This window comes from Kribbella sancticallisti (assembly GCF_039530625.1).
In the GTDB taxonomy this organism is placed as follows: Bacteria; Actinomycetota; Actinomycetes; order Propionibacteriales; family Kribbellaceae; genus Kribbella; species Kribbella sancticallisti.
This window is the reverse complement of the sequence record NZ_BAAAOS010000001.1, coordinates 139,332-158,055: the sequence shown is the minus strand read 5'-3', so window position 1 is coordinate 158,055 and position 18,724 is coordinate 139,332. Positions and strand designations below refer to the sequence as shown.

Genomic DNA, 18,724 nt, shown 5'->3' with positions numbered 1-18,724 from the left:
TCCGTCAGCTCGTGGTGGGCTTGCCCTGGCGCCACTCGCGCTCGAAGGGAAGCCGCCAGGCCCGCGGCGCGATCAGTTGGTGGATCGCGTTCGGCCCCCAGGTGCCCGGCGCGTAGGGCTTGACCGGCGGCGGGTCCTCGAGCAACAGCGTCGAGTTCTCCCACAACGACTCGATGCCCTCGGCCGTGGTGAACAGCGTGTGGTCCCCGCGCATCGCGTCCAGGATCAGCCGTTCGTACGCCTCCAGCACGTCGCCCGCGGTCTCGGTCTCCTGGGTGGAGAACTGCATCGACAGCTTCTCCAGCCGCATCCCCGGCCCCGGCCGCTTGCCGTAGAACGACAGCGACACCCGCGACGAGTCGGCCAGGTCGAAGGTCAGGTGGTCCGGACCCTGCGACCCGACGCCCGAACCGGCCGGGAACATGGTCTTGGGCGCCTCCTTGAAGGCGATCGAGATGATTCGCATCCCCTCGGCCATCTTCTTGCCGGTGCGCAGGTAGAACGGCACGCCGGCCCAGCGCCAGTTGTCGATCCCGACCTTCATCGCGATGAAGGTCTCGGTGTCGGAGTCCGGCGCGACCCCCTCCTCGCCGCGGTAGCCGCCGTACTGGCCGCGGACCACGTCCTCGGGGTGGATCGGCAGCATCGACCGGAAGACCTTGTTCTTCTCCTCCGAGATCGCCCGCGGCTCCAGCGCGGTCGGCGGCTCCATCGCGACGAACGCCAGCACCTGCAGGACGTGCGTGACGACCATGTCCTTGAAGGCGCCGGTCGGTTCGTAGAAGGTGGCGCGCTGGTCCAGCCCGAGGGACTCGGGAATGTCGATCTGGATGTGGTCGATGAAGTTGCGGTTCCAGATCGGCTCGAACAGCCCGTTGGCGAACCGGAAGGCGAGGATGTTCTGCGCCGCCTCCTTGCCGAGGAAGTGGTCGATCCGGAAGATCTGGGCCTCGTCGAAGGTCTCGTGGACGAAGTCGTTCAGCTTGATCGCGCTCTGCAGGTCGTCGCCGAACGGCTTCTCCATCACCACCCGGGCCCGGTCGACCAGGTCGGCGTCGCGGAGCATCTGGATCACCGACTGCGCGGCCTTCGGCGGCACCGACAGGTAGTGCAGGCGGCAGGTGTCCGGCCCGAGCAGGGTCTCCGCCGACTTCACCGCCGTCGCGAGCGCCTCGGGGCCTGCCGTGGTCGACACGTACTCGAGCCGCTCGGAGAACTGGGCCCACTCCTCGTCGGTGATCTGGTGGGTGCCGTAGGTGTCGACGGCGTGCCGCGTCCGGGCCCGGAACTCGTCGGTGCTGAGCTCCTCGGTCGCCGTCCCGATGATCCGTACGTCGGGCGCGAACCGGGACTGCTGCAGATACGCCAGCCCCGGCAGCAGCTTGCGCTTGGCCAGGTCACCGGTGGCCCCGAACAACACGATCACGTGCGGCGCGAGCGGTTCGGGATCACGCCGCGACGGCCGCGAACCGGGCGCCGGGTAGGCGATCGTCTGGGTACGGGAGTCGGGCATTCTCGGTCCTCCTACGGACGACACCACCAGCGATTGTCAGTGTAGGCGAGCCGTCTCGTTGAGGACGTCGCGCGTGAGCTCGAGTTGCCCGAGGTGCTGGACCAGATCGGTGTAGAGGTGGAACAGCGCTCCGCCGCGGTCAAGGGGCTCGTCCAGGCCTGGGAACGCCAGCGGCACCGGCGCTTGCGGCTCAGCCCGTACGTCGGCCGCCTGGGCGTCCGCGGTCAGCCGGGCGAGCGTAGTACCGGCTCGGTCGATCAGCGGCTGGACAGGGCCGGACGCGAGGAACTCGGCATCCCGGTCGCGCTGCACCGGTCGTCCACTGACGATCTGGCCGGCCCAGAAGTCGATCGCGCCGAGAGAGTGGTTCAGCAGCGCGTACGGCGTGTTCGCGCCCGGCAGGTCCGGCTTCTGGTTGGCCAGGTCGTCACCGAGCCCGGCGACGATCGCCGTCATCGCGTTCAGCGTCTTGGAGACGAAGTAGACGTACTGGTGCGGGGTGATCATCGGTATTCCTGCTGGAGGAGTTCGAGGGTGGTCTGGTGGGACCAGTCGAAGTACAGCGGGTTGGTGAAGATGCTCAGCTTGAAGAGGTTCATAATTCGACGCTAGGTACGCCGGTGCCTTCCCCGCGCCCGTCGGATGACGTCGGGGGTGTACGTCACTGCGTGATCGGACCCAGGACAGTCGCGAGCTCGGCGCGGGAGGTGATCCCGAGCTTGGGGAACATCCGGTGCAGGTGGGTGCTGACTGTCCGGTGGGAGAGGTAGAGCCGTTGGCCGATCTCCCGGTTGGTCAGGCCTTCCGCAGCCAGTTGGGCGATGCTCAGCTCGTGCGGCGTCAGGTGCTCCCGGGCATCCGGAGTACGGCGGGGGCTGGTCTCGCCGGCCGCGCGGAGCTCACTGCGGGCGCGTTCGCTCCAGGCGATCACCCCGAGCGCGTCGAAGGTCTCGCGGGCGGCGCGCAGGTGCACCCGGGAGTCGGCGGCCCGGCGCTGCCGCCGCAACCACTCGCCGAAGGCCAGGTGGAGCCGGCCGCGTTCGAGCGGCCACCCGGTCAGGTCCGCGTCCAGCGCGGTCTCGAACAACTCCTCCGCGTCGTCGCCCTCGGCCAGCAGCGCGGACGCGTACCGCAGGCCGATGTGCAGGGCCGGTGAGGTGGTCGACGGCGCGAAGCGCTCCAGGTCGCGCACGATGTCGCGCAGCGTCTCGACCCGCCCGCACCGAACGGCCGCCTCCGCGAGGTCCGCGATGACGTAGCAGCGCAAGGCCACCTGGTACGCCGGATCGGCGGGATCGAGGATGCGGCCGAGATCCGCGCAGGCGTCGGCGTGCCGGCCTTCGCCGAGCGCGGCCAGTCCCCGGGCCAGCTGAACCGTGGCCAGAACGGGCCGGGCACCCGCGGCGATCCCGACCTGCTCCGCCTCGGCAGCCAGCGAGTTGGCCTCCTCGTACTCACCGCGGAGCGCCGCGATCTCGGCCTGAACAGCCTTGGCCAGGCCGTACATGAAGGGCTGGTCCGTCTCCTGAGCCAGCCGCGCCGCCTCCTCGGCAGCGGGTAGTGCCACGGCCAGGTTGCCGAGCCGGGTGGCACTCCAAGCATGAACAGCGAGCGTCCGAGCGACCAGCCCGAGCCGGCCCTGGGGACGCAGTCCGGCTGCCGCCCCGGCCGAGAACCGCGTCGACAGCTCGAACGCGCCGATCTGCATCGCGGCACTGCCCAGGAACCGCTCGACCTGGGGATCGCCGCCGGTGGTCCCGGCCAGATCCATCAGTCCGGCTGCGACCGCCTTGCCGCGCTCGATCGGAGCGACGTACGCCGAGATCGCGAGCAGGCGGGGGTCTCGCTCGTCGACCGGGAGGCCGTCGGCCACATCCATCAGAACTTGCCGTGCTTCTGCTCCCGGCTCCGACCAGAAGCAGCGCATCCCGGCACCCCAGAGAATCCGCATGGCCAGGTCGACATCTCCGTCCGCGGCGACCGATTCGGCCAGCCGGGCAAGCTCGATCGGGCCGGCCGTGTCCTCGCTCAACCCGTCGTCGAAGCTGCTCCTGATCCAGGTGGCCCGCGCTCGCTGCTGCGGCGACAGATCGGCGGGGGAGATGTCGGCGAGAAGGCGCTGAACCAGGTCACGGTTGCCGTACTCGACGGCGAGGTCGGCGGCACGCAGTACTCGGTCGGCCTTGCGGTCGGGCGCCTCGCTCAGCCGGCCGGCCTTCTCCAGGGCCTCGATGGCCGCGGCCACTCCGCCCCGGCGCTGAGCCCGATCCGCGGCGGCCTCGAGCTCGACCGCGATCGTCTCGTCCGGCCCGGAGGCTGCTGCGGCCAGGTGCCAGGCGCGGCGGTCTGGCTGGTCGACGAGGACCTCGGCCAAAGCTTGCTGAGCTGCCTGCTGCTCCACCGCTCCCGTCGCCTGTGAGATCGCCGACCTCATCAGCGGATGCCGGAACGTCAGGGTGCTGCTCTGGAGCTCGATCAGCCCTACTTCGGCGGCGGGAACGAGCACGTCCACGGCGACCGGCATTCCGAGTACGGCGGTCGCGGCGGCGAGCACCTCCGCGACGGAGTCGCCATCGTTGAGGGCGGCAACCAACAGACTCGTCCGGCTGTTCGCCGGCAACGCGGCGACCCGGGCGCCGAAGGCCTGCTCGAGCCGGGCGTTCAACGGTAAGGTGGCCTTCAGCAACGAATCCGGGTCGACCGTGCCGGGCAGTTCGGTCAGCGCCAGCGGGTTGCCGGCCGCCTCGCTGAGCAGCCGGGTCCGGACGGCCTTGTCCAGCTCGGGAGCCACCGCGTCGAGCAGTTCCGCCGCTGTCTCGTCGGTCAGCGGATCGACCTGGATCGACGCCAGGCCGGCGGCGGCGAGCTTGTCGGAGACACCGTCACGGCCGGCGGCGACCAACACGATCGGCTCGGAGTCCAGCCGCCGGCTCACGAACGCGAGCACGTCGGCGGTCGCTTGATCCAGCCACTGCGCGTCCTCGACGATGAGCATCACCGGTGTCGTCGCGGCGACCTCGGCCAACAGGTTCAGAACCGCCAGCCCGACGAGGTGGAGGTCCGGCACCGCCGTGTCGACGAGTCCCATCGCGCTGTGGAGAGCCTCGCGCTGGGGACCCGGCAGGGCGTCAAGCCCGGACCGGACGGGGTACAGGATCTGGTGCAACCCGGCCAGCGGCAGGTTCTGCTCGGCCTCGGTGCCGGTCGTCCGCAGTACGCGCAAGCCGGCGGCCGCCGCCAGCGCACCCGCTTCGCGGAGTAGCGCCGACTTACCGATCCCGGCCGGCCCGTGCATGAGCAGGGCGCCGCCGGTCACGCTGATCCCGTCGACCAACTCGGCCAGGCGCCGCAGCTCCGGCTCGCGCCCGAACAATGTCGGGCACTCCCGCCCGGAGAACTCTCCTCCGATGACCGGCATCGTCCCCCTTTCCCGATCGCTCGCCGTCGCGCTGTCCTGATGGCAGGCTAGAACACGATCTCAACCGGACCCAGGAACTGTAAAAGTCTCCCGATCCGCTGATCGAGAGACTCGGCCTTGCTGACTGCGACTGATGTGCCCCCGGCAGGATTCGAACCTGCGCACCCGCCAGTTGGTGCGGCGCGGTGCTCTGCGCGCGGCGGGTTGGTTGTCTGTGCGCCCCCGGCAGGATTCGAACCTGCGCACCCGCCTCCGGAGGGCGGTGCTCTATCCCCTGAGCTACGGGGGCTCAGGAACGAGCAGAACAGTAGCAGGAAATTCGGCCAGGTCCCGAACCGGGGGAGACCCTGAACGGTCCCTGGGTCTCCGCGCGCCGGGATCGACCTCGTCGGCCGCGGCGTCATAGTGGTCGTAAGTCCAAGCACCGAAAGGATTTCTCATGGCTACCACCTTGGTCCGTCCCTCCAACGGTCGCTGGGTCGGCGGTGTCTGCGCCGGACTGGCCCGGAGGTTCGGGACCACGCCGAACACGATGCGGCTCATCTTCGTGATCAGTTGCATCCTGCCCGGCCCGCAGTTCCTGATCTACATCGTGCTCTGGGTGCTGATGCCGTCCGAGGACTGACATGAAACCCTGCTCTCCATGAGAGCGGGTCTGCTGGCGGTCGCCGTCGTGGCGAGCGTGTTGCCGGTACTGAGCGGCTGCCAGGTCGGCCCCGCCGCGCCCGGCCCGGCCGAGATCAGGTCCGGCCCGCCGCCGTGGGACGCGCCGCGCGACGCCGTCTCGTACATCGACAAGGCGGGCTTCGAGCGGTTGCCGCTCGACTTCAGCGGGCCGGAGCCGTACTCGGTCAAGGTGGCCGTCACGATCGACGGTGCCGCGATCCCGATCCCGGCCGACATCGGGATCGACCGGGTCCGCGCCGAGCAGGCGGCGATCCACACGCACGCGACCGACGGCGTCGTCTTCGTCGAGGCGAAGACGAAGGCGGAACGCCCGACCCTGAAACAGTTCTTCGACCTCTGGGGCGTCCGCTACGACGGCAAGTGCCTCGGCGACGCCTGCTCCGGCCTCACCGTCCGGGTCAACGGCCAACCGGCCGCCTGGGACACCAAACTGATCCGCGAGAGCCGGATCCAGGTATCGGCCGGCCACTGACAGTGACGCCGGTGGTGGTCGTACCGGGCTGTGGATACTGAGTCAAGGGTTCGGGCCGCTGGCCATTAGGCTGGGCCGGTGACTCCGGAACAGCTCGCTGAGAAGATCCTGCAGGCCCTGACCGCGCTCGTCGACGACGGCACCATCACTGTCGACGGCGGGTTGCCGGGCGAGTTGAAGGTCGAGCGCCCCAAGAACCCCGAGCACGGCGACTACGCCACCAACGTCGCCCTGCAACTGAACAAGAAGGCCGGCATCCCGCCGCGGCAGTTCGCGGAGTTGCTCGCGGCGCGGCTCCAGGACGACCCGGCGATCACCGCCGTGGAGATCGCCGGCCCGGGCTTCATCAACATCCGGGTCGCCGCCGACGCGCAGGGCAAGATCGCCGCCTCGATCCTGGAGGCCGGCCCCGCGTACGGGACCAGCGACTCGCTCAAGGGCCAGCCGATCAACCTGGAGTTCATCTCGGCCAACCCGACCGGCCCGCTTCATCTGGGTCACACCCGCTGGGCCGCCGTCGGCGACGCGCTGGCCCGGGTGCTGGCCGCGGCCGGCGCCAAGGTGACACGCGAGTTCTACGTGAACGACCGCGGCGCGCAGATGGACAAGTTCGGCGCCTCGCTCCAGGCGGCCGCGCACGGGCAGCCGATCCCCGAGGACGGGTACCACGGGGAGTACATCCTCGACCTCGCCAAGCGGATCGTCGAAGAGGTCCCCGCGCTCCTGACGCTGCCCGAGGACCAGCAGATGGTCGCCTTCCGCGAAGCCGGGTACGAGCGGCAGCTGAAGGAGCAGCAGAGCCAACTGGAGCACTTCCGGACCAAGTTCGACGTCTGGATGTCGGAGCGCAGTCTGCACGAGCAGGACGGGGTCGGCCACGCGATCGAGAAGCTCCGCGAGCAGGGCCACCTGTACGAGGCCGACGACGCGCTCTGGATGCGGACCACCGACTTCACCGACGACAAGGACCGGGTGCTGATCCGGACCAACGGTGAGCCGACGTACTTCGCCTCCGACGCGGCGTACTACGTGAACAAGCGCGAGCGTGGTTTCGAGGTCTGCATCTACCTGCTCGGCGCCGACCACCACGGGTACGTGAACCGGCTGAAGGCGATCGCGGCCTGCGCGGGTGACGACCCCGAGCACAACATCGAGATCCTGATCGGCCAGCTGGTGAAGATCCTCAAGAACGGCGAGGAGATGAAGCTGTCCAAGCGGGCCGGCACCATCGTCACGCTGGCCGAGCTGGTCGAGGAGAGCGGCGTCGACCCGCTGCGGTACACGCTGTGCCGCTACCCGGTGGACTCGCCGCTGACGCTGGACATCGAGGAGATGACCCGCCAGGTCAGCGAGAACCCGGTGTACTACGTGCAGTACGCGCATGCCCGGCTGGCCTCGATCCTGCGCAACGCGGACGACCTCGGCATCAAGCTGGACGAGTTCGACCCGGGGCTGCTCAGCCACGAGAAGGAAGGCGACCTGCTCCGGGCGCTGGCCGAGTTCCCGCGGGTGGTCGCCACCGCGGCCGAGCTGCGCGAGCCGCACCGGATCGCCCGGTACCTCGAGGACACCGCCTCGGCCTTCCACAAGTTCTACGACAGCTGCCGGGTGCTCCCGCGCGGCGACGAGGAGGTGGAGCCGGTGCACAAGGCTCGCCTGACCCTGGTCGGTGCGACCAGGACCGTGCTCGCCAACGGGCTGGACCTGCTCGGCGTCTCCGCTCCGGAGCGGATGTGAGGGCGCACGAGGCGGGCACCCTGCACGCCGACATCGGACACCGCGCCCCGCCGTGGCTGCGGGCACCCGGCGACGCCAACGACCTGGTCCCGTCGCTGTGGTCGAACACGGCGAAGAAGAACGGTGACGGAGCCCTCGAGGTCGGCGGCGTCGATCTCCGCGAACTCGTCGCGGAGCACGGCAGCCCGGCGTACGTGCTGGACGAGGAGGACTTCCGGGCCCGGGCGCGCGCGTTCAAGCTCGGCTTCAAGGACTTCGACGTGTACTACGCCGGCAAGGCCTTCCTGTGCACGACGGTGGTCCGCTGGGTGATGGAGGAGGGGCTCAACCTCGACATCTGCTCGGGCGGCGAGCTCGCCGTCGCACTACGGGCCGGTGCCGATCCGAAGCGGCTCGGGTTCCACGGCAACAACAAGTCCGAGCAGGAACTGGCCCGTGCGCTGGACGCCGGTGTCGGCCGGATCATCGTGGACTCCCAGCACGAGATCTCCCGGCTGATCGAGTTGGCCCGCGAGCGGGGCGTCGTCGCGCCGGTGATGGTCCGGGTCACGGCCGGCGTCGAGGCGCACACCCACGAGTACATCGCGACCGCGCACGAGGACCAGAAGTTCGGCTTCTCGATCACCTCCGGCGCGGCCTACGAAGCCGTTGCCCGGGTCAACGAAGCGGCCGAGCTGGAGCTGCTCGGGCTGCACTCGCACATCGGCTCGCAGATCTTCGACTCGTCCGGTTTCGAGGTCGCCGCCAAGCGGGTGATCGCCTTGCACGCAAGGGTTTCCGAGGAGCTCGGCGTCGACATGCCGGAGCTCGACCTGGGCGGTGGCTTCGGTATCGCCTACACCACCCAGGACGACCCGTCGGACCCGGCGCAACTGGCCACCGAGATGGGCAAGATCGTCGAGCACGAGTGCCGCGCGTTCGGCGTCGACGTCCCGAAGGTGTCGATCGAGCCGGGCCGCGCGATCGTCGGACCGGCCGTCTGCACCGTCTACTCGGTCGGCACCGTCAAGGAGGTCGCGCTCGACGCGGGCGCCGCCCGGACGTACGTGTCCGTCGACGGCGGGATGAGCGACAACATCCGCACCGCCCTGTACGACGCGGACTACTCCTGCACGCTCGCCAACCGGTACTCCGACACCGAGCCCACGCTGGCCCGGGTGGTCGGCAAGCACTGCGAGTCCGGCGACATCCTGGTGAAGGACGAGTTCCTGCCGTCCGACGTCGCCCCGGGCGACCTGGTCGCGATACCGGGCACCGGCGCGTACTGCCGGTCGATGGCGAGCAACTACAACCACGTACCGCGGCCACCGGTGATCGCGGTGAAGGACGGCCGGACGCGCGTCGTCATCCGCCGTGAGACCGAGGACGACCTGCTCAGCCTGGACATGGGGGCCGAATGACCGAGAACTCAGAACCCCACAAGGAGAAGTCCCTGAGCGTGGGGGAGGGGCAGCGGCCGTTGAAGGTGGCGCTGCTGGGGTGTGGTGTCGTCGGCACCGAGGTGGTCCGCATCCTCACCGACCAGGCCGAGCACCTCGCGGCCCGGGTCGGCGCGCCGCTGGAGATCGCCGGCATCGCCGTCCGCCGGGCCGGTCGCGCCCGCGACATCGCCGTCGACCCGGCGCTGATCACCACCGACGCGCAGGCGCTGGTCTCACGCGGTGACGTCGACCTCGTGATCGAGGTCATCGGCGGCATCGAGCCCGCCCGCGGCCTGATCCTGACCGCGCTCGAGCACGGCGCCTCGGTGGTCACGGCCAACAAGGCGCTGCTCGCCGAGGACGGCCCGACCCTGTTCGCCGCCGCCGAGAAGTACGAGCGCGACCTGTACTTCGAGGCCGCCGTCGCCGGCGCGATCCCGATCCTGCGGCCGCTGCGCGAGTCGCTGGCCGGTGACGACGTGACCCGGGTGATGGGCATCGTCAACGGCACCACGAACTACATCCTGGACAAGATGGACTCCACCGGCGCCGGTTTCGACGAGGCGCTCGAGGAGGCCCAGGCGCTCGGGTACGCCGAGGCCGACCCGACCGCCGACATCGAGGGTTTCGACGCGGCGGCGAAGGCGGCGCTGCTGGCCAGTTTGGCCTTCCACACCAGGGTTTCCATCGCCGACGTGCACCGCGAGGGCATCACCGAGGTGTCCGCGACGGACATCGCCTCGGCCCGGGAGATGGGCTGTGTGGTGAAGTTCCTGGCGATCTGCGAACTGGACGAGGCGAACGACTCGGTCAGCGCCCGGGTGTACCCGGCGATGATCCCGCTGAGCCACCCGCTCGCCTCCGTCCGGGACGCCTACAACGCTGTATTCGTGGAATCCAAAGCGGCCGGCCAGTTGATGTTCTATGGTCGTGGTGCCGGCGGTGCCCCGACGGCCAGTGCAGTCCTCGGGGATCTCGTCTCCGCCGCGCGCAACCGGCTCAAGGGTGTGCCGGGGGTCGGCGAGTCGTCGTACACCCAGCGGGCCGCACGGCCGATGGGTGCCACCAGGACTCGCTATCACGTGTCGCTGGACGTGGCCGACAAGGCCGGCGTGCTGGCGGCGGTGGCCCACGCCTTCGCTGAGCACGACGTGTCGATCCAGACCGTCCGCCAGGAGGGCCGGGGTGGTGACGCGCAACTCGTGGTGGTCACCCACACCGCCACCGACGCGGCACTGTCCGCGACCGTGGAAGCCCTGCGCGAGATGGACATCGTGCGAGAAGTCAGCAGTGTGATGCGGGTAGAAGGAGATTGAGCCATGGCTCAGCAGCGGCCACACCAGTGGCGAGGCGTGATCGAAGAATACCGGGACCGACTGCCCGTTTCGGCGGACACTCCGGTGGTCACGCTCGGCGAGGGAGGGACGCCGCTGGTGGCCGCGCAGTGGCTGTCGGAGCAGACCAACTGCGAGGTCTGGCTCAAGGTCGAGGGCAACAACCCGACCGGTTCGTTCAAGGATCGCGGTATGACGGTGGCGATCTCCCTGGCCGCGCAGGCGGGGGACAAGGCTGTCGTCTGTGCCTCGACGGGGAACACCTCCGCCTCGGCGGCGGCGTACGCGGTACGGGCTGGGTTGTTGCCGTTGGTGCTGATCCCGGCGGGCCGGATCGCGAAGGGCAAGCTGGCGCAGGCGATCGTGCACGGCGCGAAACTGGTCTCCATCGACGGTGGGTTCGACGACTGCCTGCGGATCGTGCGCGAGTTGGGCAAGCACTACCCGGTCGCGCTGGTGAACTCGGTCAACCCGGTCCGGCTCGAGGGCCAGAAGACCGCCGCCTTCGAGGTGTGCGACGCGCTCGGTGACGCACCGGACCTGCACCTCCTGCCGGTCGGCAACGCGGGCAACATCGCGGCCTACTGGAAGGGCTACTCGGAGTACAAGAAGGACAAGATCTCCTCGAGGACCCCGCGGATGTGGGGTTTCCAGGCCGAGGGCGCCGCGCCGATCGTGACCGGGCGGATCGTCGAGAACCCGGACACCGCCGCGACCGCGATTCGGGTCGGCAACCCGGCGTCGTGGACGCTGGCCGAGGCCGCGCGGGACGAGTCGGGTGGCCGGATCGAGGCCGTCACCGATGACCAGATCCTGTCCGCGCAGCGCGATCTGGCCGCTCGCGAGGGTGTCTTCGTCGAGCCGGCGTCGGCCGCCGGGGTGGCCGGACTGCTCGCGTCGAAGGCCGCGGGGCGCCTCGATGGCGGCTCGACGGTGGTGATCACCGTCACAGGTCACGGCCTGAAGGACATCGACACGGCTCTGTCGTACGCGCTGCCGGCCGAAACGCCGGTCACTCCAGCGGACACGGACGCCGTGGCGCGCGTCGCCGGGCTGGTGTGAGTTGAACGCTGCTTCCGAGGCTGCTTCGGGTGCGGCGGTCCGGGTCCGGGTTCCCGCTACGAGCGCGAACCTCGGGCCTGGGTTCGATGCCTTCGGTCTGGCCCTGAGCCTGTACGACGAACTCACCGTGACCCCGGGTGGTTCCGGCGTCACGGTCGAGGTCGACGGTGCGGGCGCGGGCGAGGTGGCGCTGGACGAGTCGCACCTGGTGGTCCGCGCGATCCGCGCCGGGCTGGAATCACTCGGCGCCTCGATCCCCGGCTTCACCTTGCGCTGCCAGAACCGGATCCCGCACGGTCGCGGCCTGGGCTCGTCCTCCGCCGCCATCGTCGGGGGCATCGCAGCGGCGTACGGGCTCACCGGTACTCCGCTCGACCGTGATCGCGTGGTCGCCCTCGCCCACGACCTCGAGGGGCACCCGGACAACGTCGCAGCCGCCGCCTTGGGTGGATTCACCATCGCCTGGACGGAAGGACCGGCCGGTCGCGCGATTCGGTTGGAGCCGGTCGAGGGACTCGCCGCGGTGGCTTATGTGCCGGACACGCGGGTGCTGACTAAAGAGGCCCGCGGGTTGCTGCCGAGCGCAGTACCGCATGCCGATGCAGCTGCGAATGCCGGCCGTTCGGCACTTCTGGTCGCGGCATTGACCGCACGTCCTGAGCTGCTGCTGACGGCAACGGAAGACCGTCTGCACCAGGACTACCGAGAGCCCGCGATGCCGGAAAGCCTCGCCCTGGTTCGCAAACTCCGCGGTATCGGGCTCCCCGCCATCATCAGCGGAGCCGGCCCCACCGTGCTCGTCCTCACCCACCCGACCCGGCCTTCGGCCGACCCCGGATCCACCACCCAGATCCCCGGTCCGGCGCCGGACGGGTGGTCGCGGTACGAGCTGGAGATCGATCCAGTCGGCGTACAGGTCTGGTCCGGTGATGCCTCGTAACTGATCGCCGGGAGGGGGAATGATCGGCACCGAACACGCGTTATACCCCTCGAGTCGGCAAGTGGACCCTCAGTGGTGCTAGTCTCGACTCACCCGATCCCCTTCCAGGTGATCGGCGAACTCTCGCCGCAATCCGGGCTTTGCTCCCGGCACCCAGGTGTATGTGGCGTCTCCCAGTGAAGGACTTGCGCCGCCTGCGCCGGAGATCTCCGGGGGAAACCCAGATTCAGCGAGAGCCGCCTCTTTGTACCCGCGTCGCCGTTTCGTCGGTCGCGGGAGATGATTCCGGGCGATGAGCCTTCTGGACATCGTCCATCCGTGTGGGAAGGACCTCACGTGACAGAAACTGTTGAAGCCTCCAGCGGAGCCGGCACCTCGCCGGCCCCGGGCACCGACGCGACGGCTACCGCCGGTACGCGGCGGCGCAAGACCGGAGGCGGCCTCGAAGGCATGCTGCTCCCCGAGCTCAAGCAGCTCGCCGGGACGCTCGGCATCAAGGGCACCGGCGCGCTGCGCAAGGGCCAGCTGATCGAGGCGATCAAGGCTGCCCAGACGGGTGGCGGCTCGACGGGCGGTTCCCGCTCGCGCTCGAGCCAGCCGACGCTGGACGAGGCAGCCGCTGAGCCGGTGGTCGTCAAGGCCGAGGCTCCCGCCGAGGCGCCGCAGCGGACCGGCAGCCGCCGGACCCGCGCCGCCGCCGGCCAGAACAACGCTGAGCAGAGCGGTGCTGAGCAGAACGGCACCGCTAGCGCGGTGGTCGAGGCTCCGGCCGCGGCTCAGAACGGTGCCACGATGGCTGAGGCCGTGCAGGCGCCGGAGAAGCAGGCCGAGCAGAAGCCGGCCGAGCAGACCTCCGACCGGGGTGCCGAGAGCCGCGGCGACCGCAGCCGTGGCCGCGACAGCCAGCGCGACGGTCAGCAGAGCCGCGAGAGCACCCGCGACGGCCAGAGCCGTGGCGAGTCCGCCCGTGGCGAGTCCGCCCGTGGTGAGTCGGCGCGTGGTGAGCAGAGCCGTGGTGATTCCGCCCGTGGTGAGCAGAACCGTGGCGAGTCGGCCCGTGGCGAGTCGGCGCGTGGTGAGCAGAGCCGTGGCGAGTCCGCCCGTGGTGAGCAGAACCGTGACGGCCAGAGCCGTGGCGAGCGTGACGGCAACCGGGACGGTCAGCAGAGCCGCGATGGTGGCCAGACCCGTACCGACGGTCGCGCCGACCAGCGTGACGGCAACCGCGACGGCCAGACCCGTACCGACGGTCGTACCGACCAGCGTGACGGCCGGGACCGGCAGAACCAGAACGACCGTGGCGAGGAGGGCGAGGGCCGTCGCCGTCGCCGCCGGGGCCGCGACCGTGACCGGGGCAGCAACGACCGCGGTGGCCGGGACAGCGGGCGCGACAGCCAGCGCAACCGCGGCCGCACCGAGCGCTTCGAGCCGGAGCCGACCATCAGCGAGGACGATGTCCTGGTGCCGGCGGCAGGCATCCTCGACGTGCTCGACAACTACGCCTTCGTCCGGACCAGCGGCTACCTGCCGGGCCCGAACGACGTGTACGTCGCGCTGTCGATGGTGAAGCGCTACGGCCTGCGCAAGGGCGACGCGATCACCGGTGCGGTGAAGCAGCCGTCGGACGGCGAGCGCAAGGAGAAGTTCAACCCGCTCGTCCGGATCGACACCGTCAACGGGTCGGACCCCGAGGTCGCCAAGCAGCGTCAGGACTTCAACAAGCTGACCCCGCTGTACGCGACGGAGCGGCTCCGCCTGGAGACCGAGCCGAACATCCTCACCACCCGGATCGTCGACATCGTCAGCCCGATCGGCAAGGGCCAGCGCGGCCTGATCGTGTCGCCGCCGAAGGCCGGCAAGACGATGGTGCTGCAGGCGCTGGCGAACGCGATCACCACGAACAACCCCGAAGTACACCTGATGGTCGTGCTGGTGGACGAGCGGCCCGAAGAGGTCACCGACATGCAGCGCACGGTCAAGGGTGAGGTCATCGCCTCCACCTTCGACCGGCCGGCCGACGACCACACCACGGTCGCGGAACTGGCGATCGAGCGGGCCAAGCGCCTGGTCGAACTGGGTCACGACGTGGTCGTGCTGCTCGACTCGATCACCCGCCTGGGCCGGGCCTACAACATCGCGGCCCCCGCCAGCGGCCGGATCCTGTCCGGTGGTGTCGACTCGTCGGCGCTGTACCCGCCGAAGCGGTTCTTCGGTGCGGCCCGCAACATCGAGGACGGCGGCTCGCTGACCATCCTCGCGACGGCGCTGATCGAGACCGGCTCCAAGATGGACGAGGTCATCTTCGAGGAGTTCAAGGGCACCGGCAACATGGAGTTGAGGCTCCGCCGCGAGTTCGCCGACCGCCGGATCTTCCCGGCCATCGATGTGGTCGCCTCCGGTACCCGCCGCGAGGAACTGCTGATGAGCAAGGACGAGACGACTGTCGTCTGGAAGCTCCGCCGGGTCCTGTCGGCCCTCGACGGCCAGGCGGCCCTGGAACTCCTGATCGGCAAGCTCAAGGAGAGCAAGTCGAACATCGAGTTCCTGCTCCAGGTCAACAAGACCACCCCGTCCGCCGGCGGCGGCCGCAACACCGACGACGGCAACTAACCCCCACCCCACCCCGCCACCCACCCCACGCCAACGCCAACCGCACTCTCAGGGGTTAACCCTTGAGAGTGCGGGTTGCCCCCTGAGCTTCTGGCTGTGCAACCCACCACCTCAGGTGTTAACCCCTGAGAGGCGGCTGCCTGGGCCGGGATGCGGGGGGCGATTCGTCAGGTCGGGGGGTCTGATGGCAGACTTGTCTGTTGGTTCCGGTTCACGTTCGCAGTCGGCGGGCGACCCGGGGCGCCTTTGACTCGAGGAGATCCATGAAGAGCGACATCCACCCGAACTACGTGGCGACCAAGGTGACCTGTGCCTGCGGCGCGTCCTTCGACACGTACTCCACCGCTGAGAACGGCGTCATCCACTCCGACGTGTGCTCGCAGTGCCACCCGTTCTACACCGGCAAGCAGAAGATTCTCGACACCGGTGGCCGCGTGGCCCGCTTCGAGAAGCGGTACGCGAAGAAGTAGCGACTTTCCGGCGCCGGTCCACGAGTCCCCCCACGGGATTCGGGACCGGCGCCGTTGCGTTGCCCAGACTGGTCGAAGGAAGGGAGTGCGGGGCATGTTCGAAGCGGTGCAGACGCTCAAGGCGGAGTACGCCGAGCTGGAACGGCGGATGTCGGATCCCGAGTTGCACTCCGACCAGGCTGTCGCGCGTCAGGTCGGCAAGCGGTACGCCGCGCTGGCGCCGGTGGTCCGGACCTACGACGAGTGGCTGCAGACCGCGGACGACATCGAGGCGGCCCGCGAACTCGCGCACGAGGACCCGACCTTCGCCGAGGAGGCCACCAAGCTGGAGCACCGGCGCGAGGAGTTGGCCGAGAAGCTGCAGGTGCTGCTGGTCCCGCGCGACCCGAGCGACGACAAGGACGCGATCCTCGAGATCAAGGCCGGCGAGGGCGGCGACGAGTCCGCGCTGTTCGCGGGCGACCTGCTGAAGATGTACCTGAAGTACGCCGAGTCGCAGAACTGGAAGACCGAGATCATCGACGCGGCCGACTCGGATCTGGGCGGCTACAAGTCGATCACCGTCGCGGTGAAGGCCAAGGGAACACCTGAGCCGGGCGACGCGCCGTACGCGAAGCTGAAGTTCGAGGGCGGCGTGCACCGCGTGCAGCGGGTGCCGGTGACCGAGTCGCAGGGGCGGATCCACACCTCGGCGGCCGGTGTCCTGGTGCTGCCCGAGGCGGAGGACGTCGACGTCGAGATCGACCAGAACGACCTGCGGATCGACGTGTTCCGGTCCTCCGGGCCGGGCGGTCAGAGCGTCAACACGACGGACTCCGCGGTCCGCATCACCCATATCCCGACCGGCATCGTGGTCTCCATGCAAAACGAGAAGTCCCAGCTGCAGAACCGCGAGCAGGCCATGCGCGTACTGCGGTCGCGGTTGCTCGCCGCTGCTCAGGAAGCCGCTGACCAGGAGGCATCGGACGCCCGCCGGTCGCAAATTCGTACGGTCGACCGCTCGGAGCGGGTGCGCACCTACAACTTCCCGGAGAACCGCTTCTCCGACCACCGCGTCGGCTACAAGGCGCACAACCTCGACCAGGTGCTCGGCGGCGATCTCGCCCCGGTCATCCAGGCCCTGACCGAGGCGGACCTCGCCGCCCGTCTCGAGGCCGTCGACTCCCAGTGATCCGAGACCTGCTGGCCAAGGCCACCGCGGAGCTTCAAGCGGCCGGGGTGGCCTCGCCCGACTATGACGCCGCGGAGCTCCTCGCCTTCGTGTCCGGCGTCAGCCGCCTGCAGCTCAACCTGGTGACGCCCACCCCCGAGCAGCTCACCCAGTACGACGAACTAGTGGCCCGCCGCGCCCAGCGCGAACCCCTGCAACACCTGACCGGTACTGCGGCCTTCCGCTACCGGGAGCTCGCAGTAGGGCCGGGCGTATTCGTGCCGAGGCCCGAGACCGAGGTGCTCGTCGGCTGGATCCTCGACCGGATCGCCGACGTGAAAGACCCGGTTGTCGTGGACCTCTGCAGCGGCTCGGGTGCCATCGCCGGGGCAGTGGCGACCGAGCGCCCCGACAGTACGGTTCACGCGGTCGAGCTGTCGCCAGAGGCCTGCGTGTGGGCCCGGCGGAACCTGGAGGGCACCGGAGCGACCCTGCACGAGGGTGACATCGACGGGTGCCTGCCGGAGCTTGACGGACTGGTCGACGCGGTGATCTCCAACCCGCCGTACATCCCGTTGACCGCCTGGGAGTCCGTCACTGCCGAGGTGCGGGACCACGACCCGGCGCTGGCGCTGTGGTCAGGGGACGACGGCCTGGACGAGATCAAGGTGGTTGCAGCCACGGCTGGCCGGCTGCTGAAGCCCGGTGGCTGGTTCGGCTGCGAGCACGCCGATGTGCAGGGGGAGTCGGCTCCTGCGGTGTTCGCCTCGACCGGGTTGTTCACCGAGGTCCGCGACCAACTGGACCTGGCCGGCCGGCACCGCTTCGCCACCGGCCGCCGCATCTAGCGCCTACTCGTAGATCACGAGCTCCGGGCGGGGCTTGAGAGCCAGCACCTGGGCCGGTGTCATCAGCGGGCCGTGCCGGGTGTCCTCGGTGTAGAAGAGCTTGAAGCCCGCGTGCACGCCCGGTGCCATCTTCGGGGTGAGCTTGCGCCAGGTGGCTTCCTTGTCGATCCGGTTGCCGATGCCGTCGACGGACTTGATCGTGACCACGCCCGGGTGCTGCTTGAAGGCCTGCTCGTTGCTGAGGATCCGCGCCGACAATTGGTGGAAGACGAACACCTTCTCCGGCAGGTCGTGCTGCCGGACCAGCCCGGACAGGTACGTCGCGATGCTGTTGAGCTCGGCGCCGGTGGTGCGGCCGAACACCCGGCCCGGGACCTGCCCCGGCCCGACCGCCCACTCGGGGTCGAAGGCGAGGCCGACGTCGGGTTCCTTCAGCCAGCGTTCCTGCCGCTTCACCTCGGTGAGGATCTTCGACCGGCCGGGCTGGATGTCGAGCAGCAGGAGCATCCGGTGCTTGCGGGCGACCGCGAGGTAGTTCTGGATCTTCGCGTCGGGGATCTGGCTGCGGTACAGCCCGTCCTTGCCGGGGTGGCCGTTCGCGACCACGACGATGAGTTCCATCACCGGGAGCGGAGTACGGCCGGCCGCGTACGACTTGGCGAGCTTCTCCAGCTTGGCGGCCTTCACGTCCAGGTCCTTGTCGAGCGGCCCGAGCGAGGGCGAGCCCGGCAGGCCGACGTACCCGACGAGTTGGTGCTTCGGGAAGATCTGCCGCCCGCTGCGGGGGAGTTCCCCGTCGGCGGGGGCGGGTGGTACCGGCGTCGTGGACGGGGTTGGCGACGGGGACGGCGTGGATTTGGCGGCGGGTGCGGCCGCTCCAGCGTCCGGCTCCACATCGCTGCACCCAGCGACAAAGCCGAACACCAGCACCACCGCCACCACAGCACCAGATGCCCTCAGGGGAAGAACCACCGAACCAGGGAACCACGCCCAGCCCGATAAACCACGCCAAAGCGTGTCAGCCGGCCGGCCTACGTCGTACACCTTCCGGCCGCGGGGCGG

The 18,724-nt window shown here is 69.5% G+C and carries 15 protein-coding genes and 1 tRNA gene; 11 read left to right on the top strand and 5 right to left on the bottom strand.

The window, feature by feature from the left end; genetic code table 11:
• Positions 1-4: 4 nt before the first annotated feature.
• The 4 genes from zwf to ABD255_RS00590 form a co-directional block, all read right to left on the bottom strand.
• On the bottom strand, positions 5-1,513 hold the full coding sequence (gene zwf / locus ABD255_RS00605; RefSeq protein WP_344208538.1) for a glucose-6-phosphate dehydrogenase: 1,509 nt from the start codon (positions 1,511-1,513) through the stop codon (positions 5-7).
• A gap of 36 nt (positions 1,514-1,549) precedes the next feature.
• Positions 1,550-2,020 (bottom strand): mycothiol transferase, encoded by a 471-nt coding sequence (locus tag ABD255_RS00600; RefSeq protein ID WP_344208537.1) that lies wholly within the window; start codon positions 2,018-2,020, stop codon positions 1,550-1,552.
• Between the two features lie 154 nt (positions 2,021-2,174).
• Positions 2,175-4,931: an ATP-binding protein gene (locus tag ABD255_RS00595; protein WP_344208536.1), complete on the bottom strand. Its 2,757-nt coding sequence runs from the start codon at positions 4,929-4,931 to the stop codon at positions 2,175-2,177.
• Between the two features lie 217 nt (positions 4,932-5,148).
• Positions 5,149-5,220 (bottom strand) — tRNA-Arg (locus ABD255_RS00590).
• Between the two features lie 150 nt (positions 5,221-5,370).
• Between ABD255_RS00590 and ABD255_RS00585 the strand changes: the two genes are divergently transcribed.
• The 11 genes from ABD255_RS00585 to prmC all read left to right on the top strand — a co-directional run bounded on the left by ABD255_RS00585 (position 5,371) and on the right by prmC (position 17,662).
• Positions 5,371-5,556, top strand: coding sequence for a PspC domain-containing protein (locus ABD255_RS00585; RefSeq protein ID WP_344208534.1), 186 nt, complete (start codon positions 5,371-5,373; stop codon positions 5,554-5,556).
• Between the two features lie 18 nt (positions 5,557-5,574).
• Positions 5,575-6,090: a hypothetical protein gene (locus ABD255_RS00580; protein WP_344208533.1), complete on the top strand. Its 516-nt coding sequence runs from the start codon at positions 5,575-5,577 to the stop codon at positions 6,088-6,090.
• 78 nt (positions 6,091-6,168) lie between these two features.
• Positions 6,169-7,827 (top strand): arginine--tRNA ligase, encoded by a 1,659-nt coding sequence (gene argS, locus ABD255_RS00575; protein WP_344208531.1) that lies wholly within the window; start codon positions 6,169-6,171, stop codon positions 7,825-7,827.
• Positions 7,824-9,227, top strand: a complete 1,404-nt coding sequence (lysA, locus tag ABD255_RS00570; RefSeq protein WP_344208529.1) for a diaminopimelate decarboxylase — start codon at positions 7,824-7,826, stop codon at positions 9,225-9,227. The genes argS and lysA overlap by 4 nt, the downstream gene beginning before the upstream one ends.
• Positions 9,224-10,564 carry a homoserine dehydrogenase gene (locus ABD255_RS00565; protein WP_344208527.1) on the top strand — a complete coding sequence of 447 codons (1,341 nt, stop codon included), beginning with the start codon at positions 9,224-9,226 and terminating at the stop codon, positions 10,562-10,564. Before lysA ends, ABD255_RS00565 begins: the two co-directional genes overlap by 4 nt.
• A gap of 3 nt (positions 10,565-10,567) precedes the next feature.
• Positions 10,568-11,644: a threonine synthase gene (gene thrC / locus ABD255_RS00560; protein WP_344208525.1), complete on the top strand. Its 1,077-nt coding sequence runs from the start codon at positions 10,568-10,570 to the stop codon at positions 11,642-11,644.
• Between the two features lies 1 nt (position 11,645).
• Positions 11,646-12,584, top strand: a complete 939-nt coding sequence (thrB, locus tag ABD255_RS00555) for a homoserine kinase (RefSeq protein ID WP_344208523.1) — start codon at positions 11,646-11,648, stop codon at positions 12,582-12,584.
• Between the two features lie 336 nt (positions 12,585-12,920).
• Positions 12,921-15,194, top strand: coding sequence for a transcription termination factor Rho (gene rho, locus ABD255_RS00550; RefSeq protein ID WP_344208521.1), 2,274 nt, complete (start codon positions 12,921-12,923; stop codon positions 15,192-15,194).
• Positions 15,195-15,457: 263 nt separating this feature from the next.
• Positions 15,458-15,664: a 50S ribosomal protein L31 gene (rpmE, locus tag ABD255_RS00545; protein WP_020386473.1), complete on the top strand. Its 207-nt coding sequence runs from the start codon at positions 15,458-15,460 to the stop codon at positions 15,662-15,664.
• A gap of 94 nt (positions 15,665-15,758) precedes the next feature.
• The gene (prfA, locus tag ABD255_RS00540) at positions 15,759-16,835 is read left to right on the top strand and encodes a peptide chain release factor 1 (RefSeq protein WP_344208518.1); all 1,077 of its coding nucleotides are present in this window, start codon (positions 15,759-15,761) and stop codon (positions 16,833-16,835) included.
• The gene (gene prmC, locus ABD255_RS00535) at positions 16,832-17,662 is read left to right on the top strand and encodes a peptide chain release factor N(5)-glutamine methyltransferase (RefSeq protein WP_344208516.1); all 831 of its coding nucleotides are present in this window, start codon (positions 16,832-16,834) and stop codon (positions 17,660-17,662) included. The genes prfA and prmC overlap by 4 nt, the downstream gene beginning before the upstream one ends.
• Before the next feature lie 3 nt (positions 17,663-17,665).
• Here prmC and ABD255_RS00530 read toward each other — a convergent pair whose 3' ends face one another.
• Positions 17,666-18,634 carry a hypothetical protein gene (locus tag ABD255_RS00530; RefSeq protein ID WP_344208514.1) on the bottom strand — a complete coding sequence of 323 codons (969 nt, stop codon included), beginning with the start codon at positions 18,632-18,634 and terminating at the stop codon, positions 17,666-17,668.
• Between the last annotated feature and the right edge of the window lie 90 nt (positions 18,635-18,724).

Bases quoted from the DNA above. Each gene is read 5' to 3' on its own strand.
- zwf (WP_344208538.1), bottom strand. From the start codon at position 1,513: ATGCCCGACTCCCGTACCCAGACGATCGCCTACCCGGCGCCCGGTTCG.
- ABD255_RS00600 (WP_344208537.1), bottom strand. From the start codon at position 2,020: ATGATCACCCCGCACCAGTACGTCTACTTCGTCTCCAAGACGCTGAAC.
- ABD255_RS00595 (WP_344208536.1), bottom strand. From the start codon at position 4,931: ATGCCGGTCATCGGAGGAGAGTTCTCCGGGCGGGAGTGCCCGACATTG.
- ABD255_RS00585 (WP_344208534.1), top strand. From the start codon at position 5,371: ATGGCTACCACCTTGGTCCGTCCCTCCAACGGTCGCTGGGTCGGCGGT.
- ABD255_RS00580 (WP_344208533.1), top strand. From the start codon at position 5,575: ATGAGAGCGGGTCTGCTGGCGGTCGCCGTCGTGGCGAGCGTGTTGCCG.
- ABD255_RS00565 (WP_344208527.1), top strand. From the start codon at position 9,224: ATGACCGAGAACTCAGAACCCCACAAGGAGAAGTCCCTGAGCGTGGGG.
- thrC (WP_344208525.1), top strand. From the start codon at position 10,568: ATGGCTCAGCAGCGGCCACACCAGTGGCGAGGCGTGATCGAAGAATAC.
- rpmE (WP_020386473.1), top strand. From the start codon at position 15,458: ATGAAGAGCGACATCCACCCGAACTACGTGGCGACCAAGGTGACCTGT.
- prfA (WP_344208518.1), top strand. From the start codon at position 15,759: ATGTTCGAAGCGGTGCAGACGCTCAAGGCGGAGTACGCCGAGCTGGAA.